Source organism: Sphingomonas sp. Root720 (genome assembly GCF_001428605.1).
GTDB lineage: Bacteria > Pseudomonadota > Alphaproteobacteria > Sphingomonadales > Sphingomonadaceae > Rhizorhabdus.
In genome coordinates this window covers 498,048-516,956 of record NZ_LMID01000010.1, presented here as the reverse complement: position 1 = coordinate 516,956, position 18,909 = coordinate 498,048, and the positions used below count along the sequence as shown (strand labels likewise).

General features: G+C 70.3%; 18 protein-coding genes. 12 read left to right on the top strand and 6 right to left on the bottom strand.

Features of this window, described 5'->3' with window-relative positions:
* Positions 1–2: 2 nt before the first annotated feature.
* From ASE22_RS09770 to ASE22_RS09760, 3 genes are all read right to left on the bottom strand, one after another.
* Positions 3–1,190, bottom strand: a complete 1,188-nt coding sequence (locus tag ASE22_RS09770) for an amidohydrolase family protein (RefSeq protein ID WP_056358112.1) — start codon at positions 1,188–1,190, stop codon at positions 3–5.
* A 100-nt stretch (positions 1,191–1,290) separates the two neighbouring features.
* Positions 1,291–2,064: an enoyl-CoA hydratase-related protein gene (locus ASE22_RS09765; protein ID WP_056358109.1), complete on the bottom strand. Its 774-nt coding sequence runs from the start codon at positions 2,062–2,064 to the stop codon at positions 1,291–1,293.
* The gene (locus ASE22_RS09760) at positions 2,064–2,879 is read right to left on the bottom strand and encodes an enoyl-CoA hydratase (RefSeq protein ID WP_200933284.1); all 816 of its coding nucleotides are present in this window, start codon (positions 2,877–2,879) and stop codon (positions 2,064–2,066) included. The genes ASE22_RS09765 and ASE22_RS09760 overlap by 1 nt, the downstream gene beginning before the upstream one ends.
* A gap of 148 nt (positions 2,880–3,027) precedes the next feature.
* Between ASE22_RS09760 and ASE22_RS09755 the strand changes: the two genes are divergently transcribed.
* A complete protein-coding gene (locus tag ASE22_RS09755) occupies positions 3,028–5,130 on the top strand; it encodes an acyl-CoA dehydrogenase family protein (protein ID WP_056358103.1) in 2,103 nt (700 codons plus the stop codon).
* Positions 5,131–5,157: 27 nt separating this feature from the next.
* On the opposite strand, the gene ASE22_RS09750 is transcribed toward ASE22_RS09755, so the two are convergent.
* From ASE22_RS09750 to ASE22_RS09740, 3 genes are all read right to left on the bottom strand, one after another.
* Positions 5,158–5,964: an IclR family transcriptional regulator gene (locus ASE22_RS09750; protein ID WP_056358100.1), complete on the bottom strand. Its 807-nt coding sequence runs from the start codon at positions 5,962–5,964 to the stop codon at positions 5,158–5,160.
* Between the two features lie 148 nt (positions 5,965–6,112).
* On the bottom strand, positions 6,113–7,285 hold the full coding sequence (locus tag ASE22_RS09745; RefSeq protein ID WP_235538152.1) for a helix-turn-helix transcriptional regulator: 1,173 nt from the start codon (positions 7,283–7,285) through the stop codon (positions 6,113–6,115).
* Positions 7,286–7,353: 68 nt separating this feature from the next.
* Positions 7,354–8,118: an SDR family oxidoreductase gene (locus tag ASE22_RS09740; protein WP_056358095.1), complete on the bottom strand. Its 765-nt coding sequence runs from the start codon at positions 8,116–8,118 to the stop codon at positions 7,354–7,356.
* Positions 8,119–8,310: 192 nt separating this feature from the next.
* On the opposite strand from ASE22_RS09740, the gene ASE22_RS09735 reads away from it, so the two are divergent.
* The 11 genes from ASE22_RS09735 to ASE22_RS09685 are packed head-to-tail and all read left to right on the top strand — an operon-like array spanning position 8,311 to position 18,896.
* Complete coding sequence (locus ASE22_RS09735; RefSeq protein WP_235536222.1) at positions 8,311–8,775, top strand: Zn-ribbon domain-containing OB-fold protein; 465 nt, start codon at positions 8,311–8,313, stop codon at positions 8,773–8,775.
* A complete protein-coding gene (locus ASE22_RS09730) occupies positions 8,772–9,953 on the top strand; it encodes a lipid-transfer protein (RefSeq protein ID WP_056358092.1) in 1,182 nt (393 codons plus the stop codon). The genes ASE22_RS09735 and ASE22_RS09730 overlap by 4 nt, the downstream gene beginning before the upstream one ends.
* A gap of 1 nt (position 9,954) precedes the next feature.
* Entirely contained in the window at positions 9,955–11,019 is a 1,065-nt protein-coding gene (locus ASE22_RS09725; protein WP_056358089.1) for an NAD(P)H-dependent flavin oxidoreductase, read from the top strand.
* Between the two features lie 10 nt (positions 11,020–11,029).
* Entirely contained in the window at positions 11,030–11,779 is a 750-nt protein-coding gene (locus tag ASE22_RS09720) for an enoyl-CoA hydratase family protein (RefSeq protein ID WP_056358087.1), read from the top strand.
* A complete protein-coding gene (locus tag ASE22_RS09715; protein ID WP_056358085.1) occupies positions 11,779–12,945 on the top strand; it encodes an acyl-CoA dehydrogenase family protein in 1,167 nt (388 codons plus the stop codon). The genes ASE22_RS09720 and ASE22_RS09715 overlap by 1 nt, the downstream gene beginning before the upstream one ends.
* Before the next feature lie 4 nt (positions 12,946–12,949).
* A complete protein-coding gene (locus ASE22_RS09710; RefSeq protein WP_056358082.1) occupies positions 12,950–13,963 on the top strand; it encodes an acyl-CoA dehydrogenase family protein in 1,014 nt (337 codons plus the stop codon).
* 9 nt (positions 13,964–13,972) lie between these two features.
* Complete coding sequence (locus tag ASE22_RS09705; RefSeq protein WP_056358079.1) at positions 13,973–15,121, top strand: acetyl-CoA C-acetyltransferase; 1,149 nt, start codon at positions 13,973–13,975, stop codon at positions 15,119–15,121.
* Between the two features lies 1 nt (position 15,122).
* Positions 15,123–15,737 carry a gamma carbonic anhydrase family protein gene (locus tag ASE22_RS09700; RefSeq protein ID WP_056358076.1) on the top strand — a complete coding sequence of 205 codons (615 nt, stop codon included), beginning with the start codon at positions 15,123–15,125 and terminating at the stop codon, positions 15,735–15,737.
* 2 nt (positions 15,738–15,739) lie between these two features.
* Positions 15,740–16,645: an SDR family oxidoreductase gene (locus ASE22_RS09695; protein ID WP_056358073.1), complete on the top strand. Its 906-nt coding sequence runs from the start codon at positions 15,740–15,742 to the stop codon at positions 16,643–16,645.
* Complete coding sequence (locus ASE22_RS09690; protein WP_235536223.1) at positions 16,633–17,715, top strand: acyl-CoA dehydrogenase family protein; 1,083 nt, start codon at positions 16,633–16,635, stop codon at positions 17,713–17,715. The genes ASE22_RS09695 and ASE22_RS09690 overlap by 13 nt, the downstream gene beginning before the upstream one ends.
* Positions 17,715–18,896, top strand: a complete 1,182-nt coding sequence (locus ASE22_RS09685) for an acyl-CoA dehydrogenase family protein (RefSeq protein ID WP_056358070.1) — start codon at positions 17,715–17,717, stop codon at positions 18,894–18,896. The genes ASE22_RS09690 and ASE22_RS09685 overlap by 1 nt, the downstream gene beginning before the upstream one ends.
* The last annotated feature ends 13 nt before the right edge of the window (positions 18,897–18,909 follow it).

The following is an 18,909-nucleotide window of genomic DNA, read 5'->3' as shown; positions in this document are numbered from 1 at the left end:
CCTCAGTCCCGGCGCCCTTCGAGCAGGCCCTGCAGGTTGGTGCTCATGATCTGCTTCTTCTGCGCCGCATCGAAGGCGGTCAATTCCTCGAGATAGTCGAGCGGCTCGACCGTGCCCTCGGGATGCGGCCAGTCGCTGCCGAACAGGATGCGCGAGCTGTCCATGTGCCGAGCCAGTTCCTCGACATCGTCCTCGACGAACGGGGCGACGAAGATGTGGCGGTGGAACGCCTCGACCGGGTCGCCGCCCAGCGTCTGCGGCATCTGGCCATGGACGTAGCGCAGCGTCTCGAGCAGCGGCCGGACCCAGGCGGCGCCATTCTCGATGCAGGCGACCCGCACGCCGGGATGCCGGTCGAACACCCCGCCGCAGATCAGCGCGGCGACCGTGTCCGATATCGCGCGGTCGATGATGCGCAGGCAGTTGACCAGCGGGTTGGGCTCGAATGGGAGCCATTCGCCGCCGCCGGTCCACATCGTGATCAGCGAAGCGTAACCGGTGTCGGCGGCATGGATCGCGACGAAGATCCTCGCCTCGGCGATCCGCGCCCAGAAGCGATCGAACTCGGGCAGGCCCATCGAGCGCGAACCGCGATAGCCGGGAACGGGCCCCGGGCGGATGCAGACGCAGCGCGCGCCCTGCGCCAGCAGCCAGTCGAGTTCGACGAGGGCACGGTCCATGTCGGCGAGCGAGATGATCGGCACGCCGAACATGCGGCCGTCGCGCGCGAAGCCCCATTCCTCCTGCGTCCACAGGTTGAGCGCGTGGAGCGCGTCATGGAGCAGGCCATGGTCGTAGGACATGCGGTTCTCGATCGCCGAGAACAATGTGGGGAAGAACAGTGCGGCGTGGACGCCGTGACGGTCCATCACCTCCATCCGCTTCTCGCCCCGGCGGAATTCGTCGGGCGGGGCGATCGCCTTGCCCTGGATGTCGCGCAGCGATCGGCCTTCGGGATTGCGGGCGCGGTAGAAATCGAGATGCGCGCCGGGCGCCGCGACCCGCTCGAAGGTGGGGTTGGGGATATATTGCGAGATTTTCCCCCCGATCGCGAGCTTCTTGCGGCCGTCGACGGTGACGAACTGGATGTCGCCGCGCCATTTGGCGGGCAGGTGCCGGAGGATGGCGTCCTCGGGCTCGTAGAAATGATTGTCCGCATCATAGACGGGGAAGGGCAGGGTCTCGGTCATCGGCCACGCTCGAAAGGGGGAAACGCGGCCATGCTGGCGGCCGCCCGCCGCCGGGAGCAAGCCGCGCCGGTCCTTTTCCGAAGGCGCGGAAAGGCGTGCATCACCAGCCCCGGAAGACGGGAGGGCGCCGTTCGGCGAAGGCGAGCCCGGCCTCGCGCCCGTCGTGCGACAGGCTGGCGCGGGCATTGCCCGGCGCCTCGGCGGCGATGCTCTCCTCGAAGCCGAGCGCCTCGGCGGCATTGAGGTTGCGCTTTATCGCGGCATAGGCGCCGGTCGGTCCCGAAGCGAGCCTGCGGGCGAGTGCCGCCACTTCGGCATCGAGCGCTTTGTCCCCGACCACGCGGGTGACGAGGCCGATCGACAGCGCCCGTCCGGCATCGATCTTCTCGTCGAGCAGGAACAGCTCGCGGGCCCGCGCCGGCCCGAGCAAATGGGTGAGCAGATAGGCGCCGCCGGGATCGCCGCAGCGCCCGGCACTGGCGAAGGCGAGCTTGAAGACCGCGCCTTCCGACGCGATGCGCAGGTCGCAGGCGGCGGCGAGCAGCAGGCCGCTCCCCGCCGCCGGGCCGCCTATCGCGGCGATGGTCGGTTTGCCCATGTGGCGCAGCAGGGTGAGCGCCCGGCTGTCGCGCAGCATGATCGCCGCCACCTCGTCCGCGCGAGGCTCTTCGGCGGGCTTGTCGCCGAGGTCGTAGCCGGCGCAGAAGCCGCGCCCGGCGCCGGTGAGGACGAGGCAGCGGACGGCCGGATCGACCGCGGCTGCGTCCAGCGCCGCGATCAGCTCCGCGAGCAGCGCCTGGGTCAGCGCATTGAGCCGCGCGGGCCGGTCGAGCGTCAGGGTGCGCACGCCGTCCGCGTCGGCGATGCGCAGCATCAGTTCCGGTCCTTCATGCCGGGCAGGTCGGTCAGGATGAACTGGCCGCCCTGCGCATAGGCCGAGGCATGGCCGAGCTGGTGGATGTCGAAGCAGCTCTGCAGCGCCGCGGCCTGCCCCTGTATGTCGAGCGTCTGGTTGACCGCGCGCTTGGCCATGGCGAGCGCGTGCGGGTGCATCCGGGCGATCTCGGCGGCGAGCGCGCGGGCGGCTTCGTCGAGCTCGGCGAGCGGCACCACCCGGTTGACCATGCCGCGCCGCTCGGCCTCCGCCGCGTCGATCGGCCTGGCGGTGAACAGCATCTCCTTCGCCTTGCGCGCGCCGAGCTCCCAGGTGTGGCCGTGATATTCGACCCCGCCGATCCCCATCAGCACGACCGGGTCGGAGAAGCGGGCATTGTCGGCGGCGACGATCAGGTCGCAGGGCCAGGCGAGCAGCAGGCCGCCGGCGATGCAGGCGCCCTGCACGGCCGCGATCGACGGCTTGGGGATGTCGCGCCAGCGGCGCGAGAAGCCGAGATAATGGCGCGCTTCCCACTGGTAGATATCGAGCAGGCCGCGCGTCGGGATCGAGGCGCTGATCCGCTGGAACGGGCCGCCGTCCACCTCCTCGGGGCTGATGTCGTGCCCGGCCGAGAAATGCGGCCCCTCGGCACGCAGCAGGATCACGCGGACCTCCTCGTCCGCCGCCGCGCGTTCCCAGGCGTCGTTGAGCTCTTCCAGCAATTGCTGGTTCTGGGCGTTGCGTCGCTCGGGCCGGTCGAGGGTGATCGTCGCGATCCGGTCGGCGACCGCATAGCCGATATAGTCTGCCACAGCACATCCTCCGCCGCGCACCGATGCGCCGGAGCGGCGCCGCCCGCATGGGAGAAGCGGTGGCTTCCGACGGGCCGGAAGTGCGGCGGCGCGATTTGACAGGCCGCCGCGCTGACCGCGAAGCCCGGTCCATGATCCGGGGCGACGCATGAATCTGGAACTGACCGACCAGCAGCGGCTGGTGCGTGAGGCGGCCGAGCGCTTCTTCGCCGCCGAATGCCCCGCCGACGTCGTTCGCGCCGCCGATCGCGGCCATTTCTCGCCCGAGCTGTGGGGCAAGGCGATCGCGACCGGCTTCGTCGCGATGCGCACGCCCGAAGCCGGGGGCGGCGCCGATGCCGACCTGCTCGAAGCGGTGCTGCTGTGCGAGGAGGCCGGGCGGCGGCTGGCGCCGATCCCGCTCGCCGACGGCGTCGCGGCGGCGCGGCTGCTCGCGCGGATCGGCGGCGATGTCGGGACGCTGCGCGACAGGCCGTTGCTGCTGGGAACTGGCGGATCGCAGCACCGGATCGTCGCGACGCCCGAAGGGCTGGCGATCGTCGCTCCTGGCGGCGGAAGCGTGTCGCTGGCGGCCGGTCCGGACGCGCTCGATCGCCATGCCGAGGCGCTCGCCGAACGCAGCCTGTTGTCCGCCGCGTGGCTGATCGGGGCCGCGCGCGAGGCGATCGCGATGGCGGCGGCCTATGCGGCGCAGCGCCGGCAGTTCGGCAAGCCGATCGGCGCTTTCCAGGCGGTCGCGCATCCCCTCGCCAACGCCGCGACCGAGATCGAGGCGGGGCAGTTGCTCGTCTGGCGCGCGGTCCAGGCCGTCGCCGCGCGCGAGCCGGGTGCGGCGGCGTCGATCATGATGGCGCGCTGGTGGGCGGCGACGGCGGCGCGGCGCGCGGTGCGGGCGGCGCTGCGCAGCTTCGGTGGCTATGGCCTGTCGCTCGAATCCGACATCCAGCTCTATTTCACCGCGATCAACCGCGCGGCGCTGGCCGATGGTGATCCCGACGAGGCGCTGGCGCTGGCCGGCGACCTGCTCTGGGCGGGGCGGGCGATGGCGGTGCCCGCCACGCGCGATCCCGGGATCGACTTCGGCTTCGGTGCGGCGGCCGAGCGGTTCGCCGATGAGGCGCGGCGCTTCTTCGACGCCGAGCTGACCGATGAGCTGCGCGCGAAATCGCACCATTCGACCGACGGCCACGATCCAGCCTTCCACCGCAAGCTCGCGGCCGCCGGGCTCGCCTATCCCGACTGGCCGCGCCGCTGGGGCGGGGCCGAGCGCAGCCCCTATGAGGTGTCGGCGCTCGCCCGCGTGTTCGAGGAGTATCGCTGGACCCGTGTGCCGATCGGCATCACGAACATGGGCGCGCGGATGGTGATGGCGTTCGGATCGCCCGAACTTCAGATGGAGGTCATGCCGCGCCTCTCCGAAGGGGCGGCGCTGTCCTGCCTCGGCTTCAGCGAACCCGATTCGGGTTCGGACATCTACGCCGCGCGCACCCGTGCGGTGCGCGACGGCGATCCCGGATCGGGGTCCGGGACAGGCGACTGGATCATCGACGGGCAGAAGATGTTCACCACCGGTGCGCACATCTCCGACTATGTGCTGCTGCTTGCCCGCAGCGATCCGTCGCAGCCCAAGCATCGCGGCCTGACGATCTTCTTCGTGCCGCTGTCGCTACCCGGCGTGTCGATCCGGCCGGTCCATACCCTGCAGGACGAGCGCACCAATATCAGCTTCTACGACCAGGTCCGCGTGCCCGATCGCTACCGGCTGGGGCCGGTCGATGGCGGGATGACGGTGATGGCGGCGGCGATGGCGATCGAACATGGCGGCGAGGGCTATCATGTCCTCCAGCACAGCCTGCTCGACGCTGCGCTGCGCTGGGCGCGGCGCGTGGGCGACGACGGCGCCACGCCGATCGCGGACCGCGCCGTCCGTACCCGGCTCGCGCGGGTGGCGGCGCATGTCGAACTCGCCGACCTGCTCTGCCGCCGCGCGACCTGGGCGATGGCGACCGGACAGGCGAGCCGCGCGATGGGCCCGATGGCGAAGCTGTTCGCGACCGAGAGCTATATGGCCGATACCGCCGACCTGATGGCGCTGGCCGCGCCCGCCTCGCTCGACCCGGCTACCCCCGCCCTCGCCGAAATCGAGGAGAAGCACCGCCAGGCGATCGGCCAGACCATCTATGGCGGCACCAGCGAGATCCACCGCAACATCATCGCGCAGCAGGCGCTGGGCCTGCCGCGGTCGACGTGACGCCTGACCGTGGCCCCCTATTCGGCGTCAGTTGCAGTAGCGCGCGATCGTCTGGCGCATGCCCATGGCGAGGCGCCGGATCTGCGTCTCGTCGCGCAGGTTGAGGTCGTGGCCGATCAGTCCGACCGCGACTGGCACGTTGCTGCCCGACGGCAGCGGACAGGCGATCGATTCGACCGCGACCGTGTCGTTGCGCCGGCACAGCGCATAGCCGCGCGTCCGGATGCGGCCGACCCGTTCGATCAGCTCGCCCATGGCGGGCGCGCCGCTCGCCGCGATGCCGATCTTCTGGCTGCGGCCGGCGACGTCCATCACGTCGACGTTCGACTGGCTGGCGAGGAGGATGCCGGCGAAGTTCGTGGCGGGGCGCCAGCCGCCATCGTCATAATGGACGAGCGTGCGGCGGTAATCGATCGTCTCGCCGTCGAAATGCCAGCTCCCCTCGACCGCGGCGACGGTCTCCAGCCAGCAGTCGTTCTGGACGGTCATGTAGACCGTGGCGCCGGTCTCGTCGCGCAGGTCGCGCAGCAGCGCGCCCATCCGCCCGTCGCCGAAATAGGAGCGTTCGATCGCGCGCGCGGTGCCGATGATCTTGTAGGACGGCTGATAGGTCTTGGAGAGGCGATTGAAGGTCAGGTAGCCGCGCGCGGCGAAGGTCCGCAATATGTCGTCGATGCTGCTGTTGGGCAGGCCCAGCGCGGCGCTGACCTCGCTGGTCCGCACCGGCCCATGCACCGAGGCGAAATATTCGAGAACGTCGATCGTCCTGTCGCACGATTTCACCGTCCCCCGCTCGGACGGATTCTTGCCGCGGCCCGGAACCACCTTGGCCATCTGCCTCTCCCGCTGTCATCGCCGTCTGCGCGGCGTTTCCTGCTGCGGCGGAGGGTCGCCGCACTGGAGAAATCGGACAATCCCCATTTGGGGAGGATCGAGCCTGCATCTCCACGCCCCGGCGGGGAAGCGGGGAGTGGAGCGCCCGCTACCCCAGCACCGCCACGCTGCGCAGGATCAGCCGGACGAGATCGGCCTGCCGGCCGACGCCGACCTTGCCGAGGATCGCCTTGCAATAGGTGCGGACGGTGCTTTCCTTGAGGTCGAGCCGGTCGGCCGCCTGCGCCAGGCTATAGCCCATCGCCAGCAGGGTCGCGAGCTGGGCCTCGGCGGGGGTCAGGTCGAAGATCTTGGTGACGAGCCGTTCGATGGGCCGCTCGCTGGTATCGCCGGCGAAGTGGAGGATGACGGCGGGGCTGGCGTCGCTGACGAAGGGGGTCGGCGAGTCGATGCCCCGCACCAGCAGGCCGAGATGCTCGTCGGCGGCCGAGCGGATCTTCATCCCCTCGGCGAAGCGGCCGGCCTCGCCCGCGCGCCAGGCGTCGATCGCCTGCCCGACCAGCGCCTGGAACGCGCCGTTCTCGGTGCGATCGGGGATGACGATCTTCTGGTCGGTGACGATCAGGTCGCCGCGTTCGGCCAGCCGGTGCGCGGCTCCGTTCATCCGCACGATCCGCCCGGTGCCCGACAGGATGATCGTCGAGATGGTCAGCCGGTCGAGCGTGTCGGCCAGCGCGTGCAGCTCCGATCCGTCGCGCTGGATGCGCGAATAGAGGGTCAGCGCCTGTTCGAGATGCGGGCGCAGCCGCGCCAGCATCATCTTGTCGCGCGCGTCGAAATCGCCGCGTCCCTCGTCGTTGACCAGCCCGACATTGCATTCCCAGCCGCCGGGCTCGGATATGTACATGCCCAGCGCATATTCGACGCCGTAGGGCTGCAGCACGCGGCGGTAGAATTCATTCTCGTGCAGCGTCTCGCGCGGCATGATCTCGTCGAGCGTGTGGATGTCGCCGGGCTTGGTCAGCGCGTTGCGCAGCGGATCGAGATGGCCGAGCGTCGCATGGGCCATCCGCGCCTCGTCGGCGTCCCCCGAGGCGAGCGCGGGGCGGTGCCCCCAGACCAGCAGCGGCGGCCGGCCGCGGCCGCTGAGGCGCAGCACCATCCCGGCGCTGAGGCAGCCCATCCGCTCCTCCAGCTTGCCCAGGAACTGCTGCCACGGCGTCGCCTCGAGCGGCCCCCGGTAGATCAGCCCGATCAGTTCGTCGGGGTCGACAATGCTCCGCTCGGTCGCCATCTCGTCCTTCAAGCCAGCCGCCATCATGCGCATGGGGGCGAGGCTTGGCAATCGCCGGTATGGACGATCCGGACGGGCGAGCATGGCCGTCGCCCTCAGGGCGTGGCGGCGAGGTCGAGGAAGATCGGCCGCTCGCCGCCGCCGTGGATGGCGATGCGGGCGCCGGTCAGATAGGCGGCGGCGGGGGAGGCGAGGAAGGTCACGGCGGCGGCCACGTCGGGGCCGGTCGCCATGCGCTGCATCGGCAGCATCGCGTTGATCCGGGCGATCCCGTCGGGGCCGCCATAATGATCGCCGTCGGCCGTTCCGGTGTCGAGCAGCCCGACGACCAGCGCATTGACCCGCACCGTCGGCCCCCATTCCATCGCCAGCGATTCGGTGAGGTTGAGCAGGCCCGCCTTGGCCGCGCCATAGGCGGCGGTTCCGGGCGACGGGCGGGTGCCCGATATGCTGGCGATGTTGACGATCGATCCGCCCCCGGCCTGGCGCGCCATCACCGGGTGGCAGGCACGCGCCATGTGGAGCGGGCCGAGCAGGTTGAGCGCGACGATCGCCTCGCTGAAGCGCGGCGAGGCGTCGGCCGCCGCGACCGGCGGCGATCCGCCGGCATTGTTGACGAGCAGGTCGATCCGCCCGGTCCGCTCGACGATCCGCGCGATCATCGCGTCGATCTCGTCGGGCTTGCGGACGTCGCAGGGCTCGAAGAAGGCCTGGCGGTCGCCGCCGCCCGGCAGCGTCTCCGGCGTGCGCCGGCCGCAGATCGCGACTGTCCAGCCGTCCGCCAGCAATGCCTCGCTGATCGAGCGGCCCAGTCCCTTGCCGCCCCCCGTGACCAATGCCACCCTGCCTTCGTCCGCCACGCGATCGCTCTCCCTTTTCGCGCACAGTAGGCGCGGGATCGCTGATCGGAACCCCCAAATGGGGAGCGCGGATGTCGCGGGCTCTCTAATGGCCGCACCCTCGCGAAAGCGACCGGCCCCCCTCAAATGGTGATGGGCGAGGTTTCCGCCCCTCCCTAGGCTCCCGTCAACGAACGATGCGGGAGATGGGGCTTGGACAAGCAGGGCATGGACGCCACCGGTCTGGCGCCCGTCGTGGACGGCCTGTTCGCGATGGGGGAGGACGGGCTGGCGCTCCTCGGGTCGCGGTGCAGCGCCTGCGGCACCTATTATTTTCCGAAGCTCGAAAGCTTCTGCCGCAATCCCGACTGCGCGAGCGAGAGCTTCGAGCAGGTCCGCCTGTCGCGCACCGGCAAGCTGTGGTCCTTCACCAACAGCTGTTACCAGCCGCCCGCGCCCTATGTCTCGGCGGACCCCTTCGTCCCCTATGCGATCGCGGCGGTCGAACTCGATCGCGAGAAGATGATCGTCCTCGGGCAGGTCGTCGACGGCGTCGGGGTCGAGGACCTGCGCGCCGGCATGGAGATGGAGCTGGTCCCCGGCACCCTGCTCGACGCTGGCGACCCCGGGACCAAGTCCACCTGGAACTGGCGCCCCGTCGCGGGAGACGTGAAATGAGCGGCGAGATCGCGATCCTCGGAGTGGGCATGCACCCCTGGGGCAAATGGGGCCGCAACTTCGTCGAATATGGCGTGGCCGCCGCGCGCGAGGCGCTGGCCGACGCGGGCGTGCCGTGGCGCGACGTGGGTTTCGTGTCGGGCGGGGCGACGATGCGCTGCGGCTATCCGGGCTATGTCGCCGGGTCGACCTTCGCCCAGGCGCTCGGCTGGCAGGGGGCCGAGGTCAACACCAGCTATGCCGCCTGCGCCTCCGGCTCGCAGGCGCTCGCCGCCGCCCGCGCCAAGATCCTTTCGGGGCAGGCCGACGTCGCGCTGGTCGTCGGCGCCGACACCACGCCCAAGGGCTTCCTCGCCCCGGCCAAGGGCGATCGTCCCGACGATCCCGACTGGCTGCGCTTCCGGGTCGGGATCACCAACCCGACCTATTTCGCACTCTATGCGCGCCGCCGGATGGAGATCTACGGCGACACGCAGGAGGATTTCGCCCGCGTGAAGGTGAAGAACGCCGAGCACGGCTTCACCAACCCCCGCGCGCGCTATCGCAAGAAGTTCACGATGGACGATGTCGCGGCCTCGGCGATGGTCGCCGATCCGCTGCGCCTGATGGACGTCTGCGCGACCTCCGACGGCGGCGCGGCGCTGATCGTCTCCAGCCTCGATTATGCGAAGCGGGTCGGCAAGGGCGACGCGCCCCGCATCGCCGCGATCTCGACGGTCACGCCGACCTTCGCCTCGGCGGTGATCGAGATGCCCGACCTCGCCACCGACAGCGCCGTCGCGGCGCCGGCCAAGAGCTTCCGTGCGGCGCTGCCGGCCAAGGCCTATGCCGAGGCCGGCATCGGCCCCGAGGATATCGACGTCGCCGAGGTCTACGACCTGTCGACCGCGCTCGAGCTCGACTGGATCGAGGATCTGCAATTGTGCGGGCGCGGCGAGGCGGCCGGGCTGTTGCGCGACGGCGCGACCCGGATCGGCGGCCGTATGCCGATCAATCCCTCGGGCGGTCTCGCCTGCTTCGGCGAGGCGGTCCCCGCCCAGGCATTGGCGCAGGTCTGCGAACTGACCTGGCAGCTGCGCGGCCAGGGCGGCGAGCGGCAGGTCGAGGGCGCGAAGGTCGGCATCACCGCCAACCAGGGCCTGTTCGGCCATGGCTCCTCGGTGATCGTGAAGCGCTGAGATGGGCGATCCGCTCCGGACCCCGCTGACCGAGAAGCTCGGCTGCCGCCTGCCCGTCGTCCAGACGGCGATGGGCTGGGTGGCCGAGCCGCCGCTGGTCGCGGCGTCGTGCGAGGCGGGGGCGTTCGGCTTCCTCGGCGCGGCGGTGATGACCCCCGACGAGGCGGCGGCCACGATCGCCGAGGTTCGGCGGCGCACGGCCAGGCCCTTCGGCGTCAACTTCCACATGTTCCAGCCGGGCGCGGCGGCGATCGTCGATGCGATCCTCGCCAATGCCGACCAGATCCGTGCGGTCAGTTTCGGCCGCGGGCCCGACGCGAAGATGATCGGGCGCTTCCGCGATGCCGGCATCGTCTGCATGCCGACGGTCGGCGCGGTGAAGCACGCCCGGAAGATGGTCCAGCTCGGCTGCGACATGATCACGGTGCAGGGCGGCGAGGGCGGCGGCCATACCGGCGCGGTCGCGACGACGGTGCTGCTGCCGCAGGTGCTCGACGCGGTGCATGTGCCGGTGGTCGCGGCGGGCGGCTTCAGCGACGGGCGCGGCCTGGCGGCGGCGCTGGCCTATGGCGCCGCCGGTATCGCGATGGGTACGCGATTCCTGATGACGCTGGAAAGCCCGGTGCCCGACGCGGCCAAGGCGATCTACCTGAAGGCCGGCACCGACGACATCGTCGTCAGCCGCAAGATCGACGGCATGCCGCAGCGGATGGTGCGCACCCCGCTGCTCGACCGGATCGAGCGATCGGGCCGCATTGGCCTGTGGATGCGCGCGATCGAGGGCGGACTGGCGATGAAGCGCCGCACCGGCGCGCGCTGGGGCGAACTGATCAAGGCGGCGCGCGCGATGGCGTCGCACGGCGACGGCGGTCTGGTCGGATCGATGATGGCGGCCGCCGCGCCAACCCTGATCCAGAAGGCGGTGGTCGATGGCGATATCGTCCATGGCCTGCTGGCGACCGGGCTGGTCGCCGGCCGCATCGACGCGCTGCCGAGCTGCGCCGAACTGCTCGACCGGATCGAGACCGAGGCGCGGGCGCGCCTCGCCGCGCTCGCCGGCGGCTGAGGAGAGAAAGATGCCGATCCGTACAGATATCCGCGACCGCATCGGCGAGATCGTCTTCGATCATCCGCCGGTCAACGCCTTCGACAGCGCGCTGTGGAACGAGATCCCGGCGATCGTCCACAGGATCGGCAGCGATCCGTCGGTTCATGTCGTGCTGATCCGCGCCGAGGGGCGCGGCTTCTGCGGCGGCGTCGACATCAAGGAGATGCAGGCGCATCCCGAACGGATCGCGCTGCTCAACCGCGGCAACTATCTGACCTTCAAGGCGATCCGCGACTGCGAGGTTCCGGTCGTCACGGCGGTCCATAATTTCGTGATCGGCGGCGGTATCGGCATCTGCGGCGCGTCGGACACGATCATCGCCGCCGACGACGCCTATTTCTCGCTGCCCGAGATCGACCGCGGCGCGATGGGCGGTGCAAGCCACCTGTCGCGCATGCTGCCGCTCCACAAGGTCCGCGCGGCCTTCTTCACCGGCGGGCGGATCCCGGCCGAGGAAGCGTACCGGCTCGGCGGGGTCGAGACGGTGGTTCCCGCCGACCGGCTGGTCGAGGAGGCGCGGGCCTTCTGCGCGATCATCGCGGGCAAGAGCCGCAAGGCGCTGACCATCGCCAAGCAGGCACTGAACGGCATCGAGCCGCGCGACGTCGACCATGGCTACCGGTTCGAGCAGGGCTTCACCTTCGAGATGTACATGCACGAGGACAGCCAGAAGTCGCGCGACGCCTTCGTCCAGACCGGCGACGCGGCGAAGTTCTGATGGATCTCGCCTACACAGCCGAGCAACAGGCCTTCCGCGCCGAAGTGCGTGGCTGGATGGAGGCGAACGTCCCGCCCCGTCCGCTCGTCACGCTCGAGCGCGAGGACGGCTACCACCAGCATGTCGCGTGGGAGCGCAAGCTGGCCGAGGGCAATTGGGGCATGGTCACCTGGCCCGAAGCCTATGGCGGGCGCGGGCTCGACCTGATCCAGTGGCTGATCTTCGAAGAGGAATATTACCGGGCCAAGGCGCCGCTGCGCGCCAACCAGAACGGGATCTTCCTGCTCGGCCCGACGATCATGGAATATGGCACAGACGAGCAGAAGGCCCGCTTCCTGACGCCCATGGCGAGGGGCGAGGTGATCTGGGCGCAGGCCTGGTCCGAACCCAATGCCGGATCGGACATGGCGGCGATCAAGACGAAGGCGGTCCGCGACGGCGATCATTATGTGATCAGCGGGCAGAAGACCTGGTCGTCGCGCGCCAGCTTCGCCGACTGGGGCTTCGGCCTGTTCCGCACCGATCCGGATTCGCAGCGTCACAAGGGGCTGAGCTTCATCCTGTTCGACCTCGATTCGCCCGGCATCACCCGCCGGCCGATCCGCCAGTTCCACGGCGATCCCGGCTTCGCCGAGCTGTTCTTCGACGAGGTGCGCGTGCCGGTCGAAAACCGCATCGCCGCCGAAGGCGAGGGCTGGAACGTGGCGATGGCCACCGCCGGCTTCGAACGCGGGCTGATGCTGCGCAGCCCGGCGCGCTTCCAGGCGGTCGCCGCGCGGCTCGTGGCGCTGTTCCGCGAGCATGAGGCGAAGGCCTCGCCCGTCGCGCGCGAGCAGGTGATGGCGGCATGGATGGGCACGCAGGCCTATGCCTACAACACCTATGCGGTCGCCTCGAAGATCATGGCGGGTGGCCAGATCGGCGCCGAGGCCAGCCTCAACAAGATCTTCTGGTCCGAGCTCGACCGGGCGATGCACCGCACCGCGATGCAGCTGCTCGGCGCCACCGCCGAGCTCCGCCAGCTGGCCGGCCCCAATCTTGCCGACGGCCACGCCAACGACTGGCTCGAAGGCTATATCTTCTCGCTCGCCGGGCCGATCTATGCCGGGTCGAACGAGATCCAGCGCAACATCATTGCCGAGCGGCTGCTCGGCCTGCCGAGATAACGCCATGGATTTCCGTATCTCCGAGGACCGGGCCGGACTGGTCGAGGGCGTTCGCGACTATCTGGCGGGCGTCCATGGCGTGGAGCGGCTCCGCGCGCTCGATCTCAGCGACAGCCGTCGCTCGGACGAGCTTCGCCAGGGCCTGACCGAGATGGGCCTGCGCGGCCTGCTCGTCCCCGAGGCGCAGGGCGGACTCGGCCTGTCGCTGGTCGATGCGGCGCTGATCGCGATCGAGCTGGGCCGCGCCGGCGTGGCCGAGCCACTGGCCGACGCTGCCTTCGTCGCCGCGCCGCTGCTGATGGCGGCCGGCGGGCAGGAAGCGCTGCTCGGGGCGATCGCCACCGGCGAGGCGCAGGTCGCGCTCCAGCATCCGGTCAACGGCTGGGTCGCCGATCTCGACGGCGCCACCCACCTGCTCGCCGATCGTGACGGCCGCCTGCTGCTCGGGGCCGCCCCGGCAGAGGTCGAGCCGCTCGACAGCGTCGATCCGCTGCGCCGCCTCTTCGCCCCGGTCGCGGCAGAGGGGAGCGACATCGGTACCGCGTCGGCGCTGCTCGACCATGCCGCGCTGTTCGCCGCCGCGCAAGGTGTCGGACTGGCCGAGGCGATGCTCGCGCAGGCGACCGACTATGCCAAGCTGCGCACCCAGTTCGGCCAGCCGATCGGCGCCTTCCAGGCGGTCAAGCATCACCTCGCCAGCGCGGCGGTGGCGGTAGAGTTCGCTCGTCCGGTGGTGCTGCGGGCGGCGCTCGCGCTCGAACAGCGGCTGGCGAGCGCGCCGGTCCATGTCAGCCATGCCAAGATCGCCGCGGGCGACCTCGCCTGGTCGGTCGGCGAAGTCGCGATCCAGATCCATGGCGCGATGGGCTATACCTATGAGGTCGATCTCCACTTCTGGATGAAGCGCGCCTGGGCACTCGCCGGCGCCTGGGGCGATCGCGCCTTCCACCTTGCCCGCGTCGATGCGGCCGTGATCGGCGGGACCCTGCCGATCGGCCCCGCGCACAGTTTCGATTGAGGAAGAGAGATGGCCGAAGCCTATATCATCGATGCGGTCCGCACCCCCGTCGGGCGCAAGAAGGGGGGCCTCGCCGGCATCCATTCGGCCGATCTCGGCGGCCATGTCCTGACCGAGTTGATGAAGCGTAGCGGGGTCGATCCGGGCGCGGTCGAGGATGTGATCTTCGGCTGCTGCGACACGATCGGCAGCCAGGCGGGCGACATCGCGCGGAGCTGCTGGGTGGTCGCGGGGCTGCCCGAGCATGTCCCGGGTGTCACGATCGACCGGCAATGCGGTTCGGCCCAGCAGGCGGTTCACTTCGCCGCGCAGGGGGTGATGAGCGGCACCCAGGATCTCGTCGTCGCGGGCGGCGTCCAGAATATGAACGCCATCCCGATCTCGGCGGCGATGTGGGCGGGACAGGCCTATGGCTTTCCCGATCCCTTCTCGACCTCGCCCGGCTGGAAGGCACGCTACGGCGACCAGGAGGTCAGCCAGTTCCGCTCGGCCGAAATGATCGCCGAGAAATGGCAGGTGAGCCGCGAGGACATGGAGCGCTTCGCGCTGGCCAGCCACCAGCGCGCGATCCATGCCCGCGAGCAGGGCTGGTTCGATCGCGAGATCGTTGCCGTCGGCGAGGTCGCCCATGACGAGACCCCGCGCGAGACTTCGCTGGAGAAGATGGCCGCGCTCAATCCTCTGATCGAGGGCGGGCGGATCACCGCGGGCGTGTCGAGCCAGACCGCCGACGGATCGGCGGCGCTGCTCGTCGCGTCGGAAAAGGCGGTGAAGGACCATGGCCTGAAGCCGCGCGCGCGAATCCACCATCTGTCGGTGCGCGCCGACGATCCGGTGTGGATGCTGACCGCGCCGATCCCCGCGACCCGCCATGCGCTGGCGAAGACCGGCCTGCGGATCGAGGATATCGACCTGTTCGAATGCAACGAGGCGTTCGCCAGCGTCGTGCTCGCCTGGATGAAGGAGCTGGGCATCCCGCACGATCGGGTCAACGTCAACGGCGGCGCGATCGCGCTCGGCCATCCGCTCGGCGCCACGGGCGCGCGGATCATGACGACGATGCTCGCCGAGCTGGAACGGCGCGGCGGCCGCTATGCGCTCCAGACGATGTGCGAGGGTGGCGGGCAGGCCAATGTCACCATCCTCGAACGGCTCTGACATGGCCTGCTACGCCTTCGAAGGGCTTCGGCCCGTGGTCGACCGGAGCAGCTTCGTGCATCCGGCGGCGCAGATCGTCGGCGACGTGATCATCGGGCCGGGCTGCTATATCGCGGCCACCGCCACCCTGCGGGGCGATTTCGGCCGGGTCGTCGTCGAAGGCGACAGCAGCGTGCAGGAAGGCTGCATCCTCCACACCTCGTCGGTCAGCGACTGCATCATCGGCCGGGGTTCGACGGTCGGCCATGGCGCGATCGTGCATGGCGCGCGGCTGGGAGAGAATGTCCTGGTCGGCATGCGCTCGATCGTCCTCGACGAAGCCGAGGTCGGCGACGAATCGCTGATCCGCGCCGGGGCGATCGTCAAGTCCGACATGCGCGCGCCGCCGCGCAGCTATCTGGCCGGGGATCCCGCCACGATCCGCCGCACCCTGGGTGCCGGCGAGATCGGATGGCGCGCCGACGGGGAGGGCGAATATCAGATCCTCGCGCGCCGGTGCCGCGACGGCTTCGCGCCCTGCGATCCGCTCGACGCGCCCGAGGCCGACCGGCCCCGGCCGACGCCCGGCGCGATCCCGGTCCGGCTGCGCGACAGACATCATCAGGGAGAAGCTTGACCATGGCCGGTATCTGCCAGGACCGCACCGTCATCATCACCGGCGCCGCGCGCGGCCTGGGCAAATCCTATGCGCTGGCCTTCGCGAAGGAAGGCGCCAACGTCGTCGTCAACGACATCGGCACCAGCCTGCACGGTGAGGGCCGGGACACCTCGGCCGCCGATGCGGTGGTCGAGGAGATCCGGGCGGCGGGCGGCAAGGCCGTGGCCAATTATGACGACATCACCGACTGGGACGCGGCGGGCCGGATCGTCCGTACCGCGATCGACAGCTTCGGCGGACTCGACGTGGTGGTGAACAATGCCGGCATCGTCCGCGACCGCATGTTCGTCTCCGCGACGCTCGAGGAATGGGACGCGACGATGCACGTCCACCTGCGCGGCCATTTCTGCGTCAGCCGCCATGCGGTCGACCATTGGCGGGCGCAGCAGAAGGCGGGCAATCCCGTCGACGCGCGGATCATCAACACCACCAGCAACGCCGGCCTGCAGGGATCGATGGCCCAGTCGGCCTATTCGACCGCGAAGGGCGGTATCGCCGCGCTGACCCTGGTGCAGGCGGCCGAGCTGGCCCGCTATGGCATCACCGCCAATGCGCTGGCCCCGGCCGCGCGCACCCGCATGACCGAGGGCGCCTTCGCCGAGAAGATGGCGAAGGTCGAAAGCGGCTTCGACGTGCAGGACCCCGACAATATCGCGCCGACCGTCGTCTGGCTGGGTTCGGCCCAGTCGCGCGACGTGACCGGCTGCGTGTTCGAGCTCGAAGGCGGGCGCATCTCGCTCGAGGATGGCTGGGACCTCGGCCCGACGGTCGAGAAGCAGGAACGCTGGAACCCCGCCGATCTCGGTCCGGTGGTCGCCGGCCTGCTGGCGGAGCGCAAGCCGCAACGCAAGGTGTGGGGCAGCTGACCGCGATGCGCTTCAGCTTCTCCGATGAGCAGGCGATGATCGCCGAGACCGTCCGGTCCTTCTTCGCCGACCAGGCGACGAGCGAGCGGACGCGCGCGGCGATGGAGACGGCGAACGGCCACGATGCCGAGCTGTGGCGCGCCGCGTCGCAGGAGCTGGGGCTCGCCGGCCTCGCCCTGCCCGAGGCCCATGGCGGCAGCGGGCTCGGCCAGGTCGAAAGCGCGATCGTCGCCGAAGCGGCCGGCTACCGGGTCGCGGCGCTGCCGCTCCTCGCCACCGCGCTGGCCGCGCAGGCGCTGCTCGCCGGCGGCACCGACGAACAGCGCGACCACTGGCTGCCCAGGCTTGCCTCGGGGGAGGCGATCGGCAGTTTCGCGCAAGGCGGCCGGATCGACGGCGGCAGGCTCCACGGCAGGATCGACCATGTTCCCCACGGCGCGGTCGCCGACCTGTTCGTGATCGCGGCGGACGGCGGCGTTGCGTTGCTGTCGCGCGAGGCCGCCGTCGTGACGCCGTGCACGACGATGGACCAGACAAGGCCCTATGCCCGCATCGAGACGGGCGGGGTCGAGGCGGAGCTGCTGGGCGATGGCCCGGCCGCGATCGAGGCGGCGACGCGCGCGGGATGGGTCGCGATCGCCGCCGATGCTCTCGGGGGGGCACAGGCATGCCTCGATCGCACCGTCGACTATGCGAAGGAGCGCGTCCAGTTCGGCCGGGCGATCGGCAGTTTCCAGGCGATCAAGCATCGCCTCGCCGACATGATGGTCGAGATCGAGCAGGCACGCTCCGCGGTCTACTGGGCGGCCTGCGCCGCCGACGAGGATGCGCCCGACGCGCTGATGGCGGCGCACTGCGCCAAGGCGCTGGCGGCCGACACCTATCGCTTCTGCGCGGGCAACATGATCCAGCTCCACGGCGGCATCGGCTTCACCTGGGAGCATGATGCCCATCTCTATTTCAAGCGCGCCCAGTCGGACGCGACCCTGCTAGGCACCCCCGACTGGCACCGCGAGTGCATCGCGACCCTGATCGGGCTGGACGCCGTTTGCCTGGAAGGGGCGGCCTGATGCGGCTCGGTTTCTCCCCCGAGGAAGAGGCGTTCCGCGCCGAGACGGCCGCCTGGCTCCAGGCCGAGCTGTCGGGCCCCTTCGCCGACCTGCGCGGCATCACCAGCCTGACCGCGTCGCCCGATCGGCGGCGGCTGTGGGAACGGCGGCTGGGCGAGGCGCGCTGGGGCTGCATCGGCTGGCCCGAGGCCTATGGCGGGCGCGACGCGACGCTCGCCGAGCAGGTGATCTTCGCCGAGGAATATGCCCGCGCGGGGGCGCCGCCCCGGCTCAACCATATCGGCGTCGAACTCGCCGGCCCGACGATCCTCGCTTATGGCAGCGACGAGCAGAAGGCGCGCCTTCTCCCGGCGATCGCCAAAGGCGAGCAGCTCTGGTGCCAGGGCTATTCCGAGCCCAATGCCGGGTCCGACCTGGCGAATGTCCGCACCCGCGCCTGGTGCGAGGACGGTGACTGGGTCATCGAAGGCCAGAAGGTCTGGACCAGCCTCGCGCAATTTTCCGACTGGATCTTCGTCGTCGCCCGCACCGAGCCAGGATCGAAGGGGCCGAAGGGGCTGAGCTTCCTGCTGGTGCCGATGGACCAGCCCGGCGTGACCGTCCGGCCGATCCGGCAGATTACCGGCGACGCCGAGTTCAACGAGACCTTCTTCGACGGCGCGCGCACCGCCGCCGCGAACATCCTCGGCGAGCCGGGCCGGGGCTGGCAGGTGGCGATGGCGCTGCTCGGCTTCGAGCGCGGCGTGTCGACGCTCGCCCAGCAGATGGGCTTCCGCAACGAGCTCGACGAGGTGATCGACGCGGCGAAGGCGAATGGCAAGGCACGCGACCCGCTGATCCGGCAACGCATCGCCAAGGCGGAGATCGGCCTGCGCCTGATGCGCTACGGTGCGCTGCGCATGCTGAGCGGCGGATCGGGCGGCGCGGTCGAGGCGGCGGCGCTGACCTACAAGATCCAGTGGGCGACCTGGCGTCGCAGCCTGGGCGAGCTGGCGATCGACGTGCTCGGCATCGACGGCGAACTGGCCGAGGGCGACGACTATGCCTTTGGCAATCTGTCGACCCTGTTTCTCTACAGCCGCGCCGACACGATCTACGGCGGCACGAACCAGATCCAGCGCAACATCATCGCCGAGCGTGCGCTCGGCCTGCCGCGCGAGCCGCGCGGCGACATCGGATAGGAGAGACCAGCCG